The sequence below is a fragment of the Desulfacinum hydrothermale DSM 13146 genome (assembly GCF_900176285.1).
Taxonomy (GTDB): domain Bacteria; phylum Desulfobacterota; class Syntrophobacteria; order Syntrophobacterales; family DSM-9756; genus Desulfacinum; species Desulfacinum hydrothermale.
Genome location: NZ_FWXF01000008.1, coordinates 64,726 through 85,161, shown reverse-complemented (window position 1 = coordinate 85,161; position 20,436 = coordinate 64,726). Strand labels below are relative to the sequence as shown.

Below are 20,436 nucleotides of genomic sequence, written 5' to 3'. Positions count from 1 at the left end.
GTCCCATGGGCCGAACGAACCAAACGGGCGCGCCCTCTGTCTCCGAGGATCCACGCATCGCCTTCCGAGTCATCGACCCAGCCGACTACGCCCGTTACGGCATCGACCCCAAAGACGTGCCCTTCGGAACCTACGCGGCTCAGGATCACCCGTCTTTTCTCATCAGCCGCCACGGCGGGAACGCCTACGGGTTCGGCCTGGTCGAACAGACCAAGCTCTCCAAGGCCGATTTTGATTTTCTGCAAAGCCTGGATCTGACCGACCCGCAAGAGATCGCGCGCCATGCAGAGCGCATTAACGCGATCTACAAGAAACTGGGTCTTCTGATCCGCTTCTCCAGGGAAGGATCGCGCTATTTCCTCATCCCCATCAATCTGGTGGCCCAATCCATTCAGGACATCAAGACGAAAGCGGACGAGATCGAGCGGATCATTCTGGAGCATGTCAAGGAGACGGGCACGGAACGCCTCGATATCGGCCTCATGACCTTGCCCAGCGATCTGATCTCCCATGAACTGGCGGCCCGACTGTCCAACCACCGCCTCTTCATCATCGATTCCCTGGACAAGGTGAGATCCTGGCGCATCGGCCTGGACGTGGTCATCTTTCCCCGGGATCCCTTCGAATACCTGCTGGACCAACCTCTGCCCAAGCCCGTCAAACGCCTGCCCCGCCAGCAAAGGATGCTCAATTACGCCGCCTACCTGGCAGGAAAGATCCACGACCTCATGGAACGGGACGGAATTCTCTTGGTGGTGGGTAATTGCGTCTTCTGCAACGAAGACCCTCAGGACTACCGGGTGGAATTCGAAACCGTGGAGGAACGCAAGAAATTCCTTCTCTTCTCGCATCTATACAAGACACACAGGCGCTATGAAAGCTCCAACGGCACCCTTGATGTCCATCCCCTGGACCTCCACTTCTTCCTCCATCAGCAGGATCTGAACAGCTCCCACCTGAAAGAGCTCACGGGCGGAAAACCCCTCCAGGACATTTCCCTGGAGGAGATCGACCGGCTGCCCCGCCTGGACCGGCCTTTGCCCCATCGCTACCGGAACCTATCGGAGCCGGCTTGGGAGAAGGTCTTTTCCGCCTACTTCGAAACCCAGCTGGTCCACAGCAAGTCCACCGAATCCCAGGAATCCCACTGGAAACAGAAAGTCCGGACGGATCGCCCCCTTCCCCACAACCTGGCCCTTTACCTGGGAAAACCCAAGCAGCCTTCCGCCACTCTCTCAGAGTTGGAAGAGGAGATTCGCCGACAGGGCCTCCTGGGATGCCAACTGCCCCTGGTGGCGGCCTACAGGAACTCCTTTCACTTCATTTACAACGTGTTCCAGACACTGCACCAGATTCGGGAGGGAGATTTTGTAAAAATCCGCGAGGTGGAAAGGGACCGTCTCATCAATCCCTTCCGTCGAAAGCGCACCGGCAGTCGGGATCTTCAGGCGGTGCTCCGTCTGCTCCGCCAGATCAAACGGTTGAAGCAGATCGAAGACTACCTGAATCCCGATCAAATCGAAGGAGACAGCACCCCGGTCCTGGAAAACATCGAAAAGCTCTCCCTGCACGGCTTTAACAAGACCCAGCTGAAGGAATTGGTTTCTACCGTGGTGGGCCACAGTTCCATGAGCCGTGTCGTCTTCGGCAAGATGCCGGCCCGGAGCCTGAAGCCGCTCACCGACATGGCGGCGACTCAAGACCCCTTGGAAGCCCTGGAGACCCTGCGGGTGTGCCGGCTCATGACCGTGGCGGAAATTGCCGCGGCCTTGGGCGAGCACTTCACGGCCGAACAGGCCCAAGAGGTGTTCCGCGTCTACAACGATGCCGTTCAGGTGGCCACCCAACCCCGCCTGGATTGGGATATGCTGGAGGATGTGCGGATCAGTGAGCTGGGAGGAGTTCAAAACAAGGCCCTCCGGGAAATGCTCAAGTTTTTCAACCTCTTCGAATTCTTAAACAATTGGCAGGAATTCCTGGACAGGGGCCCTCACGAAAAGGAAGTCCTGTGTGACTACAATCCCGAGCGATTGAAGAAGCTGGACAAGGTCCTCACTCTTGCCCACACGGCCAATCTATTCCGGGCCCGCTTCCGTGAGGATCCCATCCCCAGGCAGACCTTTTTCTTCCGGCAATTTCTCAAGACCGAATTCCACGGAACGGGTCATCTCTTTCCCAACTTGGGCCCGGAAGCGGGGTTTCGTCTGCTGTGGGTGGCGGTCAGCGTGAGCCAGCACAAGATTGTGAACTTTAATCCCATTTTCGCTTCGGTCCAACCGGATAAGAGGCCGGAGCGGCTGGAAAAGATTCGCAAGACCCTTTTGCAGCTCCCCCCGGAATCGGTGAATACGGACTATCTGGAAAGCATCCGGGCCCACCTCGCCCAAGGCCGACCGGCCTTCATCAAACACACGGGCATCCGCCTCATCCAAAACCCCACCACCCGGGCAACCGATGTCTCCTATGTGGATGTGCATGAAAACATGGTCCGCATGGAGGAATTGCTGGTCCACTTCGAAAACCGGAGGCTACACGACATCGCCCTAAAGGACGTGCAGGAACTGGAACGCCTCTTTGCCGAACTGGAAAGTTACAACGTCTATCTGTGCCAGGGATACTGCGAGGAGCCGGACGGGCAAAGCCGGGAAACAGACCGAGCGGTGCCCATCAGTCGGCGGTTGGAATCCATCAAGGAACGAATTCGCCACGTCTTTTTGTCCCAAATCTTTGTGCCGGAAGAGATCTACGACACGGTGGAATTGCTGGTGGACCACTGCCCCACCCTGCTCCAGTTTCTTCTGCCCGAATTCCACACTCTCAGCCGCTTCATCGAAAACTGGCCCACCCGTAAGAAACAATCCGTGGGGACCTATGTGATGCGCTGCCTGCACAAGTTCCAGGCCCTCATCACCAAGGACAGAGATTCCTTCCAGGATCAAAACACCTTCTACCAGCTGGCCAAGCTGGAATTCGGACCCCTGGCCGAGGAGGACATCGGGGTCAAACATCATCAGCTGGAGACGCTGGAACATCTGGTGGAGCGGCTCCAGCAACGGCCCTTGCTCTACCAGGCCTTTACGCTGGCCTTGCTCTTTCAGGATCTGGGCAAGATGGAAAGCTACGCGGAAGAGGAGGAGGTTCTGCGACACATCTGGACCCACGCGCAGCGCAGCGCCCACATCCTTGAACACCGGGCGATCCTGGATCAGTACGGCCTGGACGAGCCCCTGCAGCACCTGATTCTGGAGCTGGTGCGCCATCACGGGGCGATCGGGCACGTCATTCAAGGCGCCGAGCCTGCCTCGGCTCTGGAACATCTGAGCGCTGAAAAGGACGACCGTCTCCTGGACGCCTACGTACTCCATTGCGTTCTGGCCGCGGCGGCCGTGGAAGAAGGACTCATGACGGAAGACCTCCTGGATCTCTTCCTGGAATATCGCCACGAGGCCCTGCACATCATCAAGTCCGGAGGTACCTGGGAAGGTCATCTACACGACGTTCTCGCGGAAAAGGGCCGGGCCTTGGTCCACGATCCCCAGGCCGTTCCCCCTGAGATTTGCTTCCTGCTGAACGTGGACGGCACGTCTTGTCTCTTTCTGGACGAAAAGGACCGGGACGAGGAGGTGTGGCGCGGCCGCCAGATCGCCGCCTTCGAAAGGCTGCTCCGGCTCTTGGAAATCCAATGGGTGGATTTCAAGGACCTGCAAATGTTCCACATGAACCTTCCCGTGCCTTTCATCTACCATCAGAAAGGACTCAAGAGCATCGGCTTGCCGCATTTTACCCGTGCCCTGGAACGGGCGGCCAACGCGCTGCAGATCCTCAGGTCCCTGGAGCCGGAAGTTTGCTGTTACCTTTTGCATTGTCTGGACCCCCTGGGGAAGGCCCTTCGTGTTTACGATTTTCATCCGCTGACGCGCTATCTGAGCGTCGAAGAGAGCATCAAATTGCTCGTCATGGGCCTCCATAGCTATCATTTGCTCATCGAGGACACGCCTGCCCGCGGGCTTGTGAGCTTTCGCCCCCTCAGCCAGAGCGCCAAGCGCAAGCAAGAAGCCCTCAAAAACATCCTCAAAGGTTTTTCCCCGGAAGCCATTCTTAGGGCCCCCATGACAGAGGGGAGCCACAGGCGGCTGCTGGACGGCCTTTTATTTGAAACCAGCCCCTACGGACCAGGGGTGCGCATCGGGTTCCGCGACACCCTGCATGTGGACTCCCTCATTGGGGATTTGCGCTCCGCCCGCACCCATGAGGAATTGCGCTCCAAATATCGCTTCCATGTGAAGGAACTTCAGAGGGTTCCCTACGATACGGCGGAACAGCTGGAGATCCTGAAACAGGCCTACCAGGAACACTTCCGGGCCATCAGCCAGAAGATCCTGGAAGGGTTTCAAAGGCGATTGGCGGACGTGAAGGAATTTTCCGAGCTGGACCGGATCCAAGCGGACATGGAGCGGACAATCCAGGAGAGCGCCCTGTCCGAAGACCACGTCTTTTTGCTCCAGGAACTCTTCGATTTCCATCGGTCCCGCGTTCGGGACGAATTCCTCACTCGGGTGTCCGTCACCATCAATGCCTTGGATGATCCCGAGGCGTTGGACGCCTACTGGCAGGATCTGAAAAAGGAGCTTTTCCGATTCCGTCACCACGTGGGAAAGGAATACGAATTCATGATCGCTGCCTACATCGACGACAAATCCATGAAGGTCCCAAACTGAAAAGGGGCGGATCAGGAAAGATCTTCCAGGGGTGTTTCTTCCTTGAGAGGCAGGATGAAATAGAATTCATTGCCATATTTCTTGGGCTCACAACCCACCTGCCCGCCGTGGATTTCCACCACATTCTTCACGAAGTGGAGCCCATGACCGGTTCCCCGTTCCTGGCCCACGTTGGAGCCCCGGTAGCCTTCCAGGAAAAGGCGTTGTGCATCCTCGGCATCCAGGGGCTCGCCGGTGGTGAAGATATTGAACCGAACGCCGTGAATCCCCTCGCTGAAATGGTTTTTCAAGATCTTGCGGTTGTAGGAAATGAGTTTGACGCTTTGTCCCCGACTGTCTTGCACGGGCCGGGCATATTTGACCGCGTTGGAGAAGAGATTGTCAAAGACCTGGGAAATCAATCCCTTGTCCACAAAAAGAATCACTTCTTCGTCGGGGATCTCTTCCAGGCGGTTGTCCACCGTGATTCCGTTCTTTTCGAAGATGGGCCGGTAGCGTTCCACCAGCGGTTCGATGATCTCCGTCTTGAAATTACACGGTTGTTTCCGAAGTACGTAGGTGCCCTTTTCGAAGTGGTCGCGCCTGAGCAGCGTTTCCAGAAAGAGGCTGGTGTGCTCGTAGTGCTTCTGCAGGGCTCGGCATTCTTCCTCCAGGCTTTCAGTGACCGTGGCCAGCATGTGGTAGATCTCGCACAGCTCCCGGCAAAGCTCTTCGTCCTGCGTTTGGGTAAAGAGGATGAGGTCGCGCAGCCTCTCCCGGACGTCCTGGTAGCCCTGGAGCGATCTATTGAGCCGGCGGATAAAAAGCCGGTAGTAAAGGTTGGGTGAGATGACGTTGTGTTCGATATCGGCCACCAGCTGGTTGATGAACTTGATGTGATCCAGGTTTTGCTGGATCAGGAGCTTCTGGTGCAGGTTATAGCCGATGCGATTGGCCAGCTTTTCCAGGAAAAAACGCCCTTTCTCATCCACCTTCTCCTTGGGAAATACCTGGAAGAGGCCCAGCACATCCCCGTGGGCGCTGAAGGGAAGCCACTGGGTGAGAGCTCGATTGCCCCGGATGGGAAAGAGGACCGAATCCTGGGTTTCCTGGATCCGGTCGGGGATGGGAAGGGAAAAGTCGATCCGGTCCTCCGAACTGGTAACCAGCCCGTCCCTGCTCGTGGCCACCAGCTCCAAACGACCGCTCTTTCGATTGTGGACATACAGGCGGCTGTCCAGATCAAAGAACTCCTTGGGAACCGCCACACAGATGAGATAAAGATTCTCGAGACTTGTATATTCCTGCGCCAAGTCGAAGAACGTGGCGAAGGCTTCCTCCTGGAGCCTTTCAAAATTGTAGCGCTGATAGGCCGCCTTCTTTTCCCGAACGCGCCGCTCTATTTCCTGCAGAGTATCCTTGGACACGGCACCACCTTCCTGTGCGCTCCTCAGACAACGGTCAAGACGCCCGTGTCAGCTTCCCTGCGGCATGCCCAAAGGAAATTCCATCTCCGATTTGAGATCCCTTTCCATGAGATCGCGCACCGCCTGCCGGGGATCCTTGTCCTCGTAGAGCACCTTGTAGATCTGCTCACTGATGGGCATGTCCACCTCCATCTTGCGGGCAAGATGATAAACGGATTTGCTCGTCTTCACCCCTTCGGCCACCATGCGCATGTCCGCCAAGATATCCGAGAGCTTCTCGCCTCGACCCAGCCGGTATCCCACCGTCCGGTTTCGGCTCAGATCCCCCGTGCACGTGAGCAGCAGATCCCCGATGCCGGACAACCCCGCAAAGGTCATGGGATGCGCTCCCAGGCGGACCCCCAGCCGGGTGATCTCCGCCAGCCCCCGGGTGATGAGGGCCGCCCGAGTGTTATGGCCGTAGCCCAGGCCGTCACAGGTGCCCGCCGCCAGGGCGATCACGTTTTTCAGGGCCCCGGCCAGCTCCACCCCCACCTTGTCCTGGCTCGTGTACACGCGAAAAGCCGGGGCGTGGAAGATGCGCTGGACCGTTTCGGCCACCGCCAGGGAATCGGCGGCCACGGTCACGGCGGTGGGGGTCTTCTGCATGACTTCCCGGGCAAACGAAGGGCCTGCCAGGGTCACCACGTGGGCTTCCAAGGACGGATCCAGCAACTCCTTCCAGATGCCCGACATGGTGAGCAGCGTCTCGTTTTCGATGCCCTTGGTGGCCGACACCAGAATGGAGCCCTTTTTCAGATGGGGCACCATGCGCGAGGCCACGCTGCGATACACATGGGACGGGACCACCATGACCAGCACCCGATGGGAAGCAACGATCCCAGCCAGGTCGGTGGACGGAGTGATCTGTTCGCTCAGGCGAAAGCCTTTGAGATAGTAGTCGTTTTCCCGGGTACGGCGGATGGTTTCGCACAGTTCCGGCTCATAGACCCACAAATCCACGCCATAGCCTTTTTCCGCCAGAAGCTGGGCCAGAGCCGTTCCCCAGCTGCCGGCCCCGATCACCGCGATCCGTTCCCCTGTTCCCACGAGCCCTATTCCTCCTCGGATTCGGCCACCACGGCCGCATCCACGATTTCTTCGCCCTCGTTCAGATCCATCAGCTTGACCCCCTGGGTCGAACGTCCAACCTCCCGGATATCGGCTACGGCCAGGCGGATCAATCGGCCCGTGTTGGTGATCAACAGGATCTCGTCTTCCCGGCTCACTTGCCGAAAGGCCACCACCGGCCCGTTCTTGTGGGTGATTTTGATGTTGATCACCCCCTGGCCGCCACGGCCCTGCACCCGGTAGGCCGAAGAGGCGGTTCTCTTGCCGAATCCCTTCTGGGTGACCACCAGGATGGAATGACCGTCGATGATGGTGTCCATTCCGATCAATTCACTGCCGGCCAGCTCCATGGCCTTCACCCCGCGGGTGGAGCGCCCCATGGCGCGAACGGTCGTTTCATGGATACGGATGCACTTACCCGCCCGGCTCATGAAAAAGAGATCCTGCTTTCCGTCGGTCAGGCAAACCGAGATGAGTTCGTCGCCCTCGTCGATCCGGATGGCCCGGATCCCCACGGAACGGGGGTTGGCAAAGGCGCTCAGCGCCGTCTTCTTGACGATTCCCTTCCGGGTGGCCATGACCACGTGGTAGCCTTCATCGAAGGCACGCACCGGCATGACCGTGGCCACCCGCTCGCCCTCCAGCAAAGGCAGCAGGTTCACAATGGCTTTGCCGCTGGCCGTCGGACCCACCTCGGGGATGTTGTAAACCTTGAGCCAGTAAAGGCGGCCCAGCGAGGTGAACACCAGCAGGTAGTCGTGGGTGGAGGCCGTGAAAACGGAACGCACGAAATCTTCCTTGCGCGTGCTCATGCCCATGCGGCCTCGTCCGCCCCGGCGCTGGCTGCGGTAGATCTCCACAGGGGTGCGCTTCACATAGCCGGCATGGGAAATGGTCACCACCACTTCCTTCTCGTCGATCAGATCCTCCAGGCTCACATCCCGGGCATCGGGAACGATTTCCGTGCGGCGTCCGTCCCCGTAGGTGTTCACCAGCTCTTCCAGCTCCTCGTGGATGATTTGGTCCACCAGGGCCGGGGAGGCGAGGATCTGGCGGTAGCGCTCGATATCTTTCAGAACCTGCTCGTATTCTTTCAGGATCTTGTCGCGTTCCAGGCCGGTCAGCCGCTGCAGGCGCATGTCCAGGATGGCCTGGGCCTGCACGGCGCTCAATCCGAATCGATCCATCAACCGTTCCTTGGCCGTGGGCGGATTGGGCGCGGATCGGATCAGTTGGATGATTGCATCCAGGTGATCCAAGGCGATCTTGAGTCCTTCCAGCACGTGGGCCCGCTTTTCGGCCTGTTCCAAGTCGTAACGGGTTCTGCGGATCACCACCTGGCGGCGGAAATCGAGAAAATGGGACAGCATCCCCTTGAGATTGAGCAGTTGGGGACGATTGTCCACCACGGCCAGCAGGATCACCCCGAAGGTGGACTCCAGGGCGGTGAACTTGTAGAGCTGGTTTTCCACCACCTGCGGGTTTTCCCCGGTTTTGAGCACCAGAACGATCCGCATGCCCTCTCGGCTGGACTCGTCACGGATGTCCTGGATGCCCGTGATGCGCTTTTCCTTGACCAGCTCCGCAATCCGTTCCTGCAGCTTGGCCTTGTTCACCTGGTACGGAAGCTCCGTCACCACCAACTGCTGGCGCTTGCCCGCCTCCTCCAGTTCCACCCGCCCGCGCATACGCACCAGGCCGCGGCCGGTTTCATAGGCCTCCCGGATGCCCTCCTTGCCCACGATAAACCCGCCGGTGGGAAAGTCGGGTCCGGGGATATGTTCCATGAGATCCCGACTGGTCAACCCCGGATCCTTCAGCAGGGCCTGAAGCCCCCGACACAGCTCCGTGATGTTGTGAGGCGGAATGTTGGTGGCCATGCCCACGGCGATGCCCGAAGAACCGTTGAGCAGCAGATTGGGTACCCGCGTGGGCAACACGGTGGGTTCCTGAAGGGAGTTGTCGTAGTTGGGCGCGAATTCAACCGTCTTCTTTTCGATGTCCTTCAGGAATTCGTGGGCCAGGCGCGCCATGCGGATCTCCGTGTAGCGCATGGCGGCCGGGGGGTCCCCGTCCACGGAACCGAAATTGCCCTGACCGTCCACCAGGGGATAGCGCATGGAAAAGTCCTGGGCCATGCGCACGATGGTGTCATAGACGGCGGAATCCCCGTGGGGATGGTACTTACCGATCACATCACCCACGATACGAGCGGATTTCTTGTAGGGCTTGTTGTAGTCGTTTTTGAGCTCGTGCATGGCATAAAGCACACGCCGGTGCACGGGCTTGAGGCCGTCGCGGACATCGGGAAGCGCTCTTCCGATGATCACGCTCATGGCATAGTCCAGGTAAGAAAGCTTGATTTCGTCTTCGATGTTGATGGTCGGTTGCGTCATCGTTGTCGTCCATCATCCGTTCGTCGTGAGAGGTGAAGTGCTGCAACACTCACCACGCCACAGCACACCCGGCGTCCCCAACCGCGCCTTGGATCCAGGAGCCTCCTGCTTGCCTCGGCAGTTCCTTCCACGCTAGATGTCCAGCTCCCGAAAATCCAAGGCATTGTGCTGGATAAAATCCCGGCGCGGCTCCACCCGATCCCCCATGAGGGTCGTGAAGAGCTCGTCGGCCAGGTATTCATCGTCGATTCGAACCTCCAGCAGGGTGCGTTTTTCTGGATTCATGGTGGTTTCCCAGAGCTGCTCCGGGTTCATTTCGCCGAGACCTTTGTAGCGCTGGACCGTGATCCCCTTATAGGCCTCGTTTTTCAGATACTGGAACAGGGCGTCGGGATCGTCCACGGGAAACTCTCCGGACGCGTTGACCACCCGATAGGGACGCTCATCCAGGGCCACCAGCTGCCGCGAAAGCTCCACAAGCCTTTGAAGCTCCACGGATATGAGAAAATCATAACTGAGACGGAACCGCTCCTGGCCGTTGGTGGGCTGCCAGATCTCCAACTCATAGCCGCGCCGTTCCTCTTCCATGGCCATCTCTGCCACCGCATAGCCTTTCTTTTCCAGCTCCTCCTTGAGCCGTTCCATGGCGCGATGGTCTTCGGGGGCGATGTCCATCGATCGCATGAGGGTGGTGATCGTGACCAGCAGCTCCTCGCGGATGCCTTTGCGCGACAACCGCTCCAGCCAATCCTGGAAGCGCCGGTAGGCTTTCATGAGCCGCACCAATTCCTCGGGTTCCATGGGCTGATCCCCTTCGCCCAGAAAGACCTGGTGATGTTCTGCCGCCCGGGAGATGAGAAACACATCCAGGTCGGCATCGTCTTTCAGGTACCGCTCCCTCTTGCCCACAGCCACTCGGTAAAGGGGCGGTTGCGCGATGTAGAGGTGACCGCGCTCGATGAGATCGGGCATCATGCGGAAGAAGAAGGTGAGCAGCAGGGTGCGGATGTGGGCGCCGTCCACATCGGCGTCGGTCATGATGATGATCTTGTGGTAGCGCAGTTTATCGGGGTTGAATTCCTCCTGGCCGATGCCGGTTCCCAGGGCGGAGATCATGGTTCGGATCTCCTGGTTTTCCAGCATCTTGTCAAACCGGGCCTTTTCCACGTTCAGGATCTTGCCCCGCAGGGGCAGCACGGCCTGAAAACGCCGGTCCCGTCCCTGTTTGGCCGAACCACCGGCCGAATCGCCCTCGACGATGAAGATCTCGCTCTTCGCCGGATCCCGCTCCTGACAGTCCGCCAGCTTGCCGGGAAGGCTGTGATCGCTCAAAACCCCCTTGCGACGAGTGAGTTCCCGGGCCTTGCGCGCCGCTTCCCGGGCGCGCATGGCCTCCACCACCTTGTCCAAAATGGCGCGAATGACGCGGGGGTTTTCCTCGAAGAAGGTGCTCAGATTTTCATAGACCAGAGTCTCCACCAGTCCCTTGACTTCGCTGTTGCCCAGCTTGGTCTTGGTCTGGCCCTCGAACTGCGGCTGAGGGATCTTGACACTGACCACCGCGGCCAGCCCCTCGCGCACATCATCACCACTCATGCGCTCCAGATCCGCCTTGGCCACCTTGTTCTGGACGGCATACTGCTTGATACTGCGCGTGAGGCCCGCCTTGAACCCGGCCAGATGGGATCCACCCTCCTTGGTGTTGATGTTGTTGGCAAAGGTGAAGATCTTCTCCTTGTAGGTCCGGTTGTACTGCAGGGCCACCTCGATGGAAACGTCCTGACGCTCTCCGGCGATGTAGATCACCTCCGGGTGCAGGGGCTCCTTGTTCTGATTCAGGTGCTCCACAAACTGGATCAGCCCGCCTTCGTAGTAAAAGCTCTTCTCCTTGGCCGTTCGCTCGTCCTTGAGCTCAATGCGCACCCCTTTGTTGAGGAAGGCCAACTCGCGCATGCGCTGGGCCAGGATGTCGAAACTGAGGTTGGGATCGGAAAAGATGAGTGGATCGGGCTTGAAGGTCACCTTGGTTCCCCGGCGCCGCGTCTCCCCGGTCTGTTTCAAGGGCGTGCGGGTCTTCCCTCGCTCGTAGCGCTGGCGATAGACCTTCCCGTCCCGGCGGATCTCCACCTCCAGAAACTCACTGAGGGCGTTGACCACCGAAACCCCCACCCCGTGAAGACCTCCGGAAACCTTGTAGGTGGAATTGTCGAACTTGCCCCCTGCGTGCAGGCGGGTCATGACCACTTCGACCGCCGGGATCCCTTCCTTTTCGTGGATGTCCACCGGGATGCCGCGGCCGTTGTCCTGCACGGTGACGCTACCGTCCAGGTGGATCGTGATTTGAATATGGTCGCAGTGGCCGGCCAAGGCCTCGTCGATGCTGTTGTCCACCACCTCATAGACCAGATGGTGCAGGCCTTCGGTGGCCACATTGCCGATGTACATGGACGGGCGCTTGCGAACGGCCGTCAGTCCTTCCAAGACGGTGATCCGTTCGGCGGTGTATTCTTCTGGACCCTTCCGGATGTCCAACTGATCGGTTTTTCCCATAAAAAGACCTCAATCCTCGTTTTCGTCACAGCCATCGAACAACCGGTTCGAGCGGGCGACGCATGTGCGCTGGGCAAGGCAAACAGCGCACATGCCAAACGGTTTTATATATCCCATTTGAGCGAAAGGATCAACGGAAAAGTGGGCGGGGCGGTCGGTTTTTAATTTGTTATTTTAGCAGCTTAAATGCGTCTTTTACACCATCATGGGCATCACCAGCGCCAAGTGGTCCGGATTGTCCGGCTCCAAGAACAATCCGCCGTGGTACTCGTCCAGCCACTGGACCCGAACCTTTTCCGCCTGCATGTTCTGGAGCGCCTCGATCACGTAGCGGATATTGTAGGCCACGGTGAATTCTTCCCCGTCGTAGTGGATGGGAAGTTCTTCCTGGGCCGTTCCCAGCTCTGGATTCCCCGCTTCCAGGATCAACAGGTCGGGGCGGATTGTCATACGCACGGAAATCCAGGTCTGGTCCGTAACCACCGCCATGCGCTTGAGGGCCCCGATCAAGGCCTGCCGGTCCATCTCAAAAAAGCCCGAGGCCTCCTGGGGAATGATGAGATCGTACTGGGGAAAATCCTCCTCCAAGAGCTGAATGGACAGACGGGCGTTGGGGGTTTGTGCAAAAAGGCGGTTTTCGTAAAGGCCCAAGGAGATCTGATCCGTTTTTTCCAGCAGGCGCAGGATCTCCTGAATGCCCTTTCGGGGCACCGTAATCCCCTTGTTGTCCCCCATGAACTGAAGGGCCGGGAAGGGGATCTGGTCATAGGCCAATCGGTGACCATCCGAGCCCACCATACGCAGTAGATCCTCACCGACGGGATGCCAATAAAGTCCGGGAATGCTCAGGGAATCCTCTTCCATGGGCACCGGGTAAACGGTTCTCGTGAGTACCCGGCGCAGGGCCCCTGCCTCCACCTCAAAGGTTTCGTTGGAAACCGCGATGGAAAAGTGGGGAAAGTCCGCCGCCGGGATGGTGGCCAGCTTGTATTGGGTACGTCCCGCCGCCACCCGCAACCGCTCGTTGTCTCCCAGTTCACATCGAACGGTTTCATTGCGAAGCTCCTTGATCAACTCCAAAAACTTTCGGGCGGAAACAGTGGTTCTTCCTGCTAGACTCACCTGGGCCTCCACCTGGGTCTTCAGGCTGATGTCCAGGTCCGTGGCGGAAAGGTAGAGCTGCTGTTCTTCGGTGGCTTCCAGGAGCACGTGGCTCAAGACCTGCATGGTGCTCTTTTTGTCCGTGATCCCGACAACCTTGGTCAGGGCGGATAGGAGAGCTTCCCGGTCGATCTCCCATTTCATGGTTCCACTCCCGCCTGTGTTATGGGCTGGCTGATGACCTTTTTTTTCTTTTCTTTGTTTGCATAAGGGTTCGTCATCGTAGTCAAGGGCTGTTCAAATGTCAAAAGGATTGCCAACTTATTGCTATTAAAAGATAAACTCCTGAACACCTTGTGCTCTTTTCCTGGACCGAATGGACACCTCGTCCGCCGGTCCAGCAACCTTTCCACTGGCATCGACCCTTTTTGAACACCTCCAGCCGCCTTTTGCACATCCCGTCGAGAGGTTGTGACAGGTATGCAAAAAGCACAACTAACCTTAAACAATGAATTTCCAATGACCTTTTCCGCTTGACAAGGGGAAAAAGCTCAAGTAGGTTTCCGGTGAATGTGAAAAATATATCGTGATCGGGGTGTGCCCTCCGTTGGGCCGCTCCGGAAGCCGACTTCGCGTCTTTTTGTGCTCAAGCGCTCAGCGAATCCATTCGGGACCGATCCCGCCGCGAGAGGGCCCGGGATGGATCCGTGCAGGGGGTAAGCCGAAAAGGGCCGGGCCGCTCATTTGACGCGCTGGTGCCTTTTCCTCGAACCTTAACCATCAACTGCCACAGAGTTAGGAGGAAAACATGCCCTACGATCCGACTAAAATGGCCGACTGGCAGATTTCGGAAGCAGCCGAAAAGAACATGCCCACGCCCGATGAGTGGCGCGAGCGCTTGGGGCTGGAAAAGGACGAAGTGATTCCGGTGGGGCGTCTGTGCCGGCTCAACTTCATGAACATCATGGAGCGCCGCAAAGACAAGCCCGATGGAAAGTACATCGAGGTGACCGCCATCACGCCCACGCCGCTGGGCGAAGGCAAGTCCACCACCTCTTTGGGCTTGATGGAAGGCTTGGGCAAGCGCGGCGTGAGCGTGGGCGGCTGCCTGCGTCAGCCTTCGGGCGGACCCACCATGAACATCAAGGGAACGGCGGCCGGCGGCGGCAACGCGCTGCTCATCCCCATGACCGAGTTCTCCATGGGCCTGACGGGCGACATCAACAACATCATGAACGCCCACAACCTGGCCATGGTGGCCCTGACGGCGCGTATGCAACATGAACGCAATTATACCGATGAACAGTTGGATCGCTTGACCAAGATGCGCCGCCTGGACGTCGATCCCACCCGCGTGGAGATGGGCTGGATCATCGACTTCTGTGCCCAGGCCCTTCGCAACATCGTGATCGGCCTCGGCGGCCGCTACGACGGCTACACCATGCAGTCCAAGTTCGGCATCGCCGTAAGTTCCGAGATCATGGCCATCCTCGCCGTGGTGCGGGATCTGGCCGATTTGCGCGAGCGCATGGCCAACATCACGGTGGCCTTCGACAAGCGCGGCAACCCGGTCACCACGGGCGATCTGGAAGTGGCGGGCGCCATGACGGCCTTCATGGTGGAGTCCATCAACCCCACTCTGTGCAGCACGGCCGAATACCAACCCTGTATGGTTCATGCGGGTCCGTTCGCCAACATCGCCGTGGGCCAGTCGTCCATCATCGGCGACCGCGTGGGCCTGAAGCTCTTCGACTACCACGTGACCGAATCGGGTTTTGCCGCAGACATCGGATTCGAGAAGTTCTGGAACGTCAAATGCCGCTTCAGCGGTCTGAAGCCGCACGTCTCGGTGCTCACCACCACCATCCGCGCCCTCAAGATGCATGGCGGCGGCCCCAAGGTGGTGGCAGGCCTCCCGCTGCCCGAAGAATACACCAAGGAAAATGTGAAGCTGGTGGAAAAGGGCTTGCCCAACATGGTTCACATGATCAATGTGATCCGCAAGTCCGGTATCAATCCGGTGGTGTGCATCAACGCGTTCCACACGGACACCAAGGACGAGATCGAGGTGGTGCGCAAGGCGGCCGAGGCGGCCGGGGCCCGCTGCGCCTTGTCCGAACACTGGCTCAAGGGCGGAGAAGGAGCCCTGGAGTTGGCCGATGCGGTCATGGATGCCTGCAACGAGGAAAGCGAATTCAAGTTCCTCTATCCGCTGGAGATGAAGCTGCGTGATCGTGTGGAAATGATCGCCAAGGAAGTCTACGGTGCCGACGGGGTGGCCTGGACGCCGGAAGCGGAAGCCAAGGCCAAGATGTTCGAGTCCGATCCCAAGTACGACGACTTCGCCACCATGATGGTGAAGACCCACCTGAGCCTCAGCCATGACCCGGCGCTCAAGGGCGTGCCCAAGGGCTGGGTGCTTCCCATCCGCGACGTGTTGATCTACTCCGGCGCCAAGTTCCTCTGTCCCTGCGCCGGCGCCATCAGCCTCATGCCCGGCACCTCCTCCAACCCAGCCTTCCGCCGCATCGATGTGGACGTGAAGACCGGCAAGGTGATGGGGCTCTTCTAAGCGCCCGAGGCAAAACATGGACGGCGGGGACATGCCTCCCCGCCGCTTCTTTTGCAGGAAAGGAGAGGAGATTATGTCGGCGAAGCTCATCAAAGGGGCCGAGGTGGCCAAGGAGATTCGGGCGGAACTGAAAGAAGAGGTCCAACGAATCAAGGAAAAATACGGTGTGGAACCCGGCCTGGTGACGATCCTGGTGGGGGAAAATCCGGCGTCCCAGAGCTATGTGCGGGCCAAGCAGAAGGCCGCCCACGACCTGGGTTTCTACTCGGTGCAGGACAACCAACCGGCCGATATCTCGGAAGAAGCCCTGCTTGCCCTCATCGACAAGTACAACAAGGATCCCAAGATCGACGGCATCTTGATCCAGCTTCCGCTTCCCAAGCACATCAATGAAAACAAGGTTCTCTACGCCATCGATCCCGGCAAGGACGTGGATGCCTTTCATCCCTTCAACGTGGGTAAGCTCATGATCGGTCAGCCCGACTACCTGCCCTGCACCCCGGCGGGCATCCAGGAGCTGCTCATCCGCTCCGGCACGGAAACCTCCGGAGCCGAGGTGGTGGTGGTCGGCCGATCCAACATCGTGGGCAAGCCCATTGCCGTCATGATGATGCAAAAGGGCCCGGGCGCCAACGCCACGGTGACCGTCTGCCACACCCGCACCAAGGACGTTCAGTTCCACACTAAGCGCGCGGACATCCTGATCGTGGCCGCCGGTGTGACGGAATACGTCAAGGGCGACTGGATCAAGCCGGGTGCGGTGGTCATCGACGTGGGCGTGAACGAAGTGGGTCGCACCGCAGATGGCAAACGCATCCTGAAGGGCGATGTGGCCTTCGATGAGGCCAAGGAAGTGGCCAGCGCCATCACGCCGGTTCCCGGTGGTGTGGGCCCCATGACCATCACCATGCTCATGAAGAACACGGTGCGGGCCTGTAAGGTGCACAACAACATCAAGGAATAAGGTATTTTGTCGGGCTGAGGCCGCTTGGCTCTCAGCCTTCGTTCGATGGATGAAAAAAGGGGCGTCCCAAGGACGCCCCTTTCCTTTTTGTCTCCTTTTGGTCCAGCGAAAGGCTACTTGGCCGGGTTCGGCCCCAATTCCTTGATCTTTTCAACCATCTGTTCGGCCGCTTCCACGAACAGCTGGCCCTTTCCGGCCATCATGTGATAGAGAGCCACCCGCTCGGGTTCCAGCCCCAGGTCGGTGAGGACTCCCTGGACGTAGCGAACCTTCTTTTCCGCCTTTTCCACGCCGTGTTTGTATTGGCAGCTGTCCGGCTGGCAGCCGGCCACATAGACCCCGTCCGCTCCGGCTTCCAAGGCCTTGAGCAGATGCAGGCTATCCAGGCGGCCCGTGCAGGGCAACTGGATTACCTTCACGTTGGGCGGCAGGCTGAGGGCCATCTTTTCGGAAATCTGCGCCGCCGAGGACGCGCAATTGGAACAGCAAAAGGCAACGATTTGGGGTTCAAAGTCGCTCATGAGACCAACTCCTTATCTTGTCGTCCTGTGCCAGTGGATCGATGCATTCCTTTCCGAAGTCTTGTCTAGTGGGCCGATGATCCCTGCATGAGGCTTTGGGTCATCTGAAGGATCTGGTCGTCGCTTAGCCTGCGAAAAGAAATGGCCTTACCCGGGCATTCGCTCACACACATGCCGCAGCCCTGGCACAGCGCCGGGTCGATGAAAGCGTGGCCTTGGAGGCTGTCGATGAAAGGAATGCCAAAGGGACAAGTGCGCACGCAGGTCAGACAGACGGCGCATTTGTCGGGATCCACCTCGGCCACCGCACCGCCCACCAGCATCACATCCTGATCCAGGATGCGCTTGGCCCGTCCGGCCACAGCCCAGGCCTCCGCCAGGCTTTCTTCCACGGCCTTGGGCGCCAGGGCCAGACCGGCGAAGAAGACGCCTTCCGTTTCGCCGTCCACCGGGCGCATCTTGGCGGGCGATTCCGTGTAAAACCCGTCCTCGTTGAGCGACACCTTGTAGAAGGCCGCCAGGTCCGCCGCTTGTGCCGGAACGATGGCCGTTTGAAGCGAGATCACATCCGGGGTGAGCACCAGCTCGCGATCCAGAATGGGATCGACCACCGTCACCTTCAGCCGATCGCCTTCCACCTTCACCTGCGGCTTGGAATCCAGGTCGTAGCGGATGAAGACAATACCCTTTTCCCGGGCTTCCTTGTAGATGCGCTCGCGTTCCCCGAAGGTGCGCAGTTCCCGGTAGAGCACGTACACGTCCATGTCGGGATTCTGGGCCTTGAGGTCGATGGCCGAGCGCACGGCGAAGGTGCAGCACAGGCGGCTGCAGTAGGGCCGCTGGGCTTCCCGGCTTCCCACGCACTGGATGAAGACGGCCGAGCGCGCATCCTTGAAGGCTTGCGGATCGTCGATCATCTTCTTGGTGAAGTCGGACCACCGATAGATCCCGGGGTGTGTTCCGTATCCGTACTCGTCGGGCTTGATGGAATGAGCGCCCGTGGCCAGCACCACCACGCCGTGTTCGATTTCTTTCTTATCTCCGTTGTGCGCCACGGTGGAAATGAAGTTTCCGGCAAATCCCCGGGCTCCCACCACCTGGGCCGATGTGAGCACGGTGATCTTGGGATGGTCTTGCACCTTCTGGATGCGATCCTTCAAAAATTCCTGGACCGATTCCCCCTTCCAGGTGCTGCGTACCTTGACCGCATGACCGCCCAGGGTGTCCTTCTTTTCGATGAGTGTCACGGGAACGTCCATATCGGCCAAGGCCAGGGCGGTTTCCATGCCGGCCAGGCCGCCGCCCACCACCAGCGCCGCCTTGTGGACGGGCACCTGGGTGTAGGTCATGGGCTCCAGGAGACGAGCCCGAAGAACCGCCGTTCGGAAAAGATCTTTCAGACGCTCCAGATCGGCGGGCGCCGTGCCGAGAGCCCGCAGATCCACGAAGTCATAAAGGCTGGGGTTGAGTCCCGCCTCTTTCATGGCCCATTCCACCAGTTCCTGGTGCATGATGGGGGTGCAGCTGGCGTAGACGAGCCGGTTGGCCTTCTTGTCCGAAAGAAGCTGTCCCAAACGGGCAAAGGCCTCGCCGTCGGTCAGGTCCAAACGTTCCACGAAGGCAACGCCGGAAAGCCCTTGGACGAAGGAGACCAGAGGGTCCATCAGCCCGGAGAAGTCGGGGCCCTTGGATGGGCACAAGCTGATGACCACGCCGATGGCGGGCTCTTCACCGCTCACGTCCCGAAATTCCGGTGACGTTCCGTTGCTGGACGTTCCCTTGATGGCCGTTGCGGCCTTGGCGGCCGCCGCCGCCGCCTCCACCACGCTCTGATGCACATCCCGGGGTCCCGTGGTACCGCCGCACACAAAGACGCCGGGAACGTTGGTTTCGGCCGGCTTGAAGGTGTCCGTGGCCGCGTAATGATCTTCGGAAAGCTGGACCCCCAGCTTTCCGGCCAGTTCTTCCAGTTCCGCCGAAGGCCGAAGCCCCACGGAAAGAACCACCAGGTCGAAGACCTCTTCCTGTTTCTTGCCCTCTTCGTCCACGTATTCCAGGGTCAGGTTCTCCGTTCCCGCCGCCTTCTCGATGCTGTGGATTCGGCTGCGCACCAGCCGAACACCCTTTTCCTTGGCCTCGTTGAAGTAGCGTTCGTAGCCCTTACCGTGGGTGCGCATGTCCATGTAGAAGATGGTGGTTTCGGCTTCCGGCAGGGCATCCTTGAGCTGCACCGCTTCCTTCAGGGCGTACATGCAGCACACGGACGAGCAGTAGGGAGCGTCGCATTTGTTGATTTCACGGGATCCTACGCATTGGAGCCAGGCCACCTTCTTGGGAACTTCCCCGTCGGAAGGCCGCTTGGGGATGCCTTGGAACGGGCCCACCGGCTTTTGGAGCCATTCCAATTCCACGCTGGTGATGACGTTTTCGAACTGAGCGTAGGCATAGGTGTCGTAAACCGAGGGATCGAAGGGTTCCACGCCCAGGGCCAGCACCACGGCACCGGCATCCAGAGTCTCTTCGCCGCTGGGACCGGAAACCGTCACCTTGAAGTCGCCCACACTTCCCGTCACGGCGCTCACAGTGGACTCCGTCCACACCCTGATATCCGGATGTTGGGCGCACGCCGTGGCCCGATTGGCTGCCTTGCAGCAGCTGCACAGCGGGTAGAGCCGGTGCAGCTTGGCCACCGTACCGCCCAGTTCCGCTTCCTTTTCCACCAGATCCACGTGGTAGCCCTGGGCGACCAGGTCCAGCGCGGCGTTCATGCCGGCAACGCCACCGCCCACCACAAGCACATTGCCTTTGAACTTCTTTTCATTTGTACCCGCCATAGGATCCCTCGACTCTCTGTGGCCTTGCAGCCGAAAAAGGGTGAAAACTCAACCTAAAAAACACGACACCCCGGTCTCGACACATATCTCGGCGTCGAGCCGGCTCCAAATGTTTTGGCCAGGTTAGTCTAGCATACCGGTCTCTTTGGGCAGATTATCCACAAAACAGTCTCTTTGTATGTGAAAAAAGAAGCAACGTCAAGGTTCATTCCGGATTTCCAGGTCCCCTCTTCCAGGCCCCGGCCCGGCAGGTTCCAGGAGCGT

10 protein-coding genes are annotated in these 20,436 nt (G+C 59.1%); 3 read left to right on the top strand and 7 right to left on the bottom strand.

Annotation, left to right across the window (positions count from 1 at the left end; genetic code table 11):
* Positions 1-5 precede the first annotated feature (5 nt).
* Entirely contained in the window at positions 6-4,718 is a 4,713-nt protein-coding gene (locus tag B9A12_RS08720; RefSeq protein WP_084057501.1) for a hypothetical protein, read from the top strand.
* Positions 4,719-4,729: 11 nt separating this feature from the next.
* Here the strand turns inward: B9A12_RS08720 and B9A12_RS08715 are convergent, their stop codons facing one another.
* From B9A12_RS08715 to dnaN, 5 genes are all read right to left on the bottom strand, one after another.
* Positions 4,730-6,124, bottom strand: coding sequence for a sensor histidine kinase (locus B9A12_RS08715; protein WP_084057500.1), 1,395 nt, complete (start codon positions 6,122-6,124; stop codon positions 4,730-4,732).
* 48 nt (positions 6,125-6,172) lie between these two features.
* A complete protein-coding gene (locus B9A12_RS08710) occupies positions 6,173-7,213 on the bottom strand; it encodes an NAD(P)H-dependent glycerol-3-phosphate dehydrogenase (protein ID WP_084057499.1) in 1,041 nt (346 codons plus the stop codon).
* Between the two features lie 5 nt (positions 7,214-7,218).
* Positions 7,219-9,630 carry a DNA gyrase subunit A gene (gene gyrA / locus B9A12_RS08705; RefSeq protein WP_084057498.1) on the bottom strand — a complete coding sequence of 804 codons (2,412 nt, stop codon included), beginning with the start codon at positions 9,628-9,630 and terminating at the stop codon, positions 7,219-7,221.
* 132 nt (positions 9,631-9,762) lie between these two features.
* A complete protein-coding gene (gene gyrB, locus B9A12_RS08700; RefSeq protein WP_084057497.1) occupies positions 9,763-12,180 on the bottom strand; it encodes a DNA topoisomerase (ATP-hydrolyzing) subunit B in 2,418 nt (805 codons plus the stop codon).
* A gap of 195 nt (positions 12,181-12,375) precedes the next feature.
* The gene (dnaN, locus tag B9A12_RS08695) at positions 12,376-13,485 is read right to left on the bottom strand and encodes a DNA polymerase III subunit beta (RefSeq protein ID WP_084057496.1); all 1,110 of its coding nucleotides are present in this window, start codon (positions 13,483-13,485) and stop codon (positions 12,376-12,378) included.
* Positions 13,486-14,089: 604 nt separating this feature from the next.
* Here dnaN and B9A12_RS08690 point away from each other — a divergent pair.
* Both B9A12_RS08690 and B9A12_RS08685 read left to right on the top strand, forming a co-directional pair.
* A complete protein-coding gene (locus tag B9A12_RS08690) occupies positions 14,090-15,853 on the top strand; it encodes a formate--tetrahydrofolate ligase (protein ID WP_084057495.1) in 1,764 nt (587 codons plus the stop codon).
* Positions 15,854-15,926: 73 nt separating this feature from the next.
* Positions 15,927-16,817, top strand: coding sequence for a bifunctional 5,10-methylenetetrahydrofolate dehydrogenase/5,10-methenyltetrahydrofolate cyclohydrolase (locus B9A12_RS08685; protein ID WP_084057494.1), 891 nt, complete (start codon positions 15,927-15,929; stop codon positions 16,815-16,817).
* A gap of 113 nt (positions 16,818-16,930) precedes the next feature.
* Here the strand turns inward: B9A12_RS08685 and B9A12_RS08680 are convergent, their stop codons facing one another.
* Together B9A12_RS08680 and B9A12_RS08675 are read right to left on the bottom strand one after the other, a co-directional pair.
* The gene (locus B9A12_RS08680; protein ID WP_084057493.1) at positions 16,931-17,338 is read right to left on the bottom strand and encodes a hydrogenase iron-sulfur subunit; all 408 of its coding nucleotides are present in this window, start codon (positions 17,336-17,338) and stop codon (positions 16,931-16,933) included.
* Between the two features lie 65 nt (positions 17,339-17,403).
* Positions 17,404-20,172 carry an FAD-dependent oxidoreductase gene (locus B9A12_RS08675; RefSeq protein WP_084057492.1) on the bottom strand — a complete coding sequence of 923 codons (2,769 nt, stop codon included), beginning with the start codon at positions 20,170-20,172 and terminating at the stop codon, positions 17,404-17,406.
* Positions 20,173-20,436 lie beyond the last annotated feature (264 nt).

What these genes read in the sequence shown, in the direction of transcription:
- B9A12_RS08720 (WP_084057501.1), top strand. Translation starts at nt 6, where the DNA reads ATGGGCCGAACGAACCAAACGGGCGCGCCCTCTGTCTCCGAGGATCCA.
- gyrB (WP_084057497.1), bottom strand. Translation starts at nt 12,180, where the DNA reads ATGGGAAAAACCGATCAGTTGGACATCCGGAAGGGTCCAGAAGAATAC.
- B9A12_RS08690 (WP_084057495.1), top strand. Translation starts at nt 14,090, where the DNA reads ATGCCCTACGATCCGACTAAAATGGCCGACTGGCAGATTTCGGAAGCA.
- dnaN (WP_084057496.1), bottom strand. Translation starts at nt 13,485, where the DNA reads ATGAAATGGGAGATCGACCGGGAAGCTCTCCTATCCGCCCTGACCAAG.
- B9A12_RS08680 (WP_084057493.1), bottom strand. Translation starts at nt 17,338, where the DNA reads ATGAGCGACTTTGAACCCCAAATCGTTGCCTTTTGCTGTTCCAATTGC.
- B9A12_RS08685 (WP_084057494.1), top strand. Translation starts at nt 15,927, where the DNA reads ATGTCGGCGAAGCTCATCAAAGGGGCCGAGGTGGCCAAGGAGATTCGG.
- gyrA (WP_084057498.1), bottom strand. Translation starts at nt 9,630, where the DNA reads ATGACGCAACCGACCATCAACATCGAAGACGAAATCAAGCTTTCTTAC.
- B9A12_RS08675 (WP_084057492.1), bottom strand. Translation starts at nt 20,172, where the DNA reads ATGGCGGGTACAAATGAAAAGAAGTTCAAAGGCAATGTGCTTGTGGTG.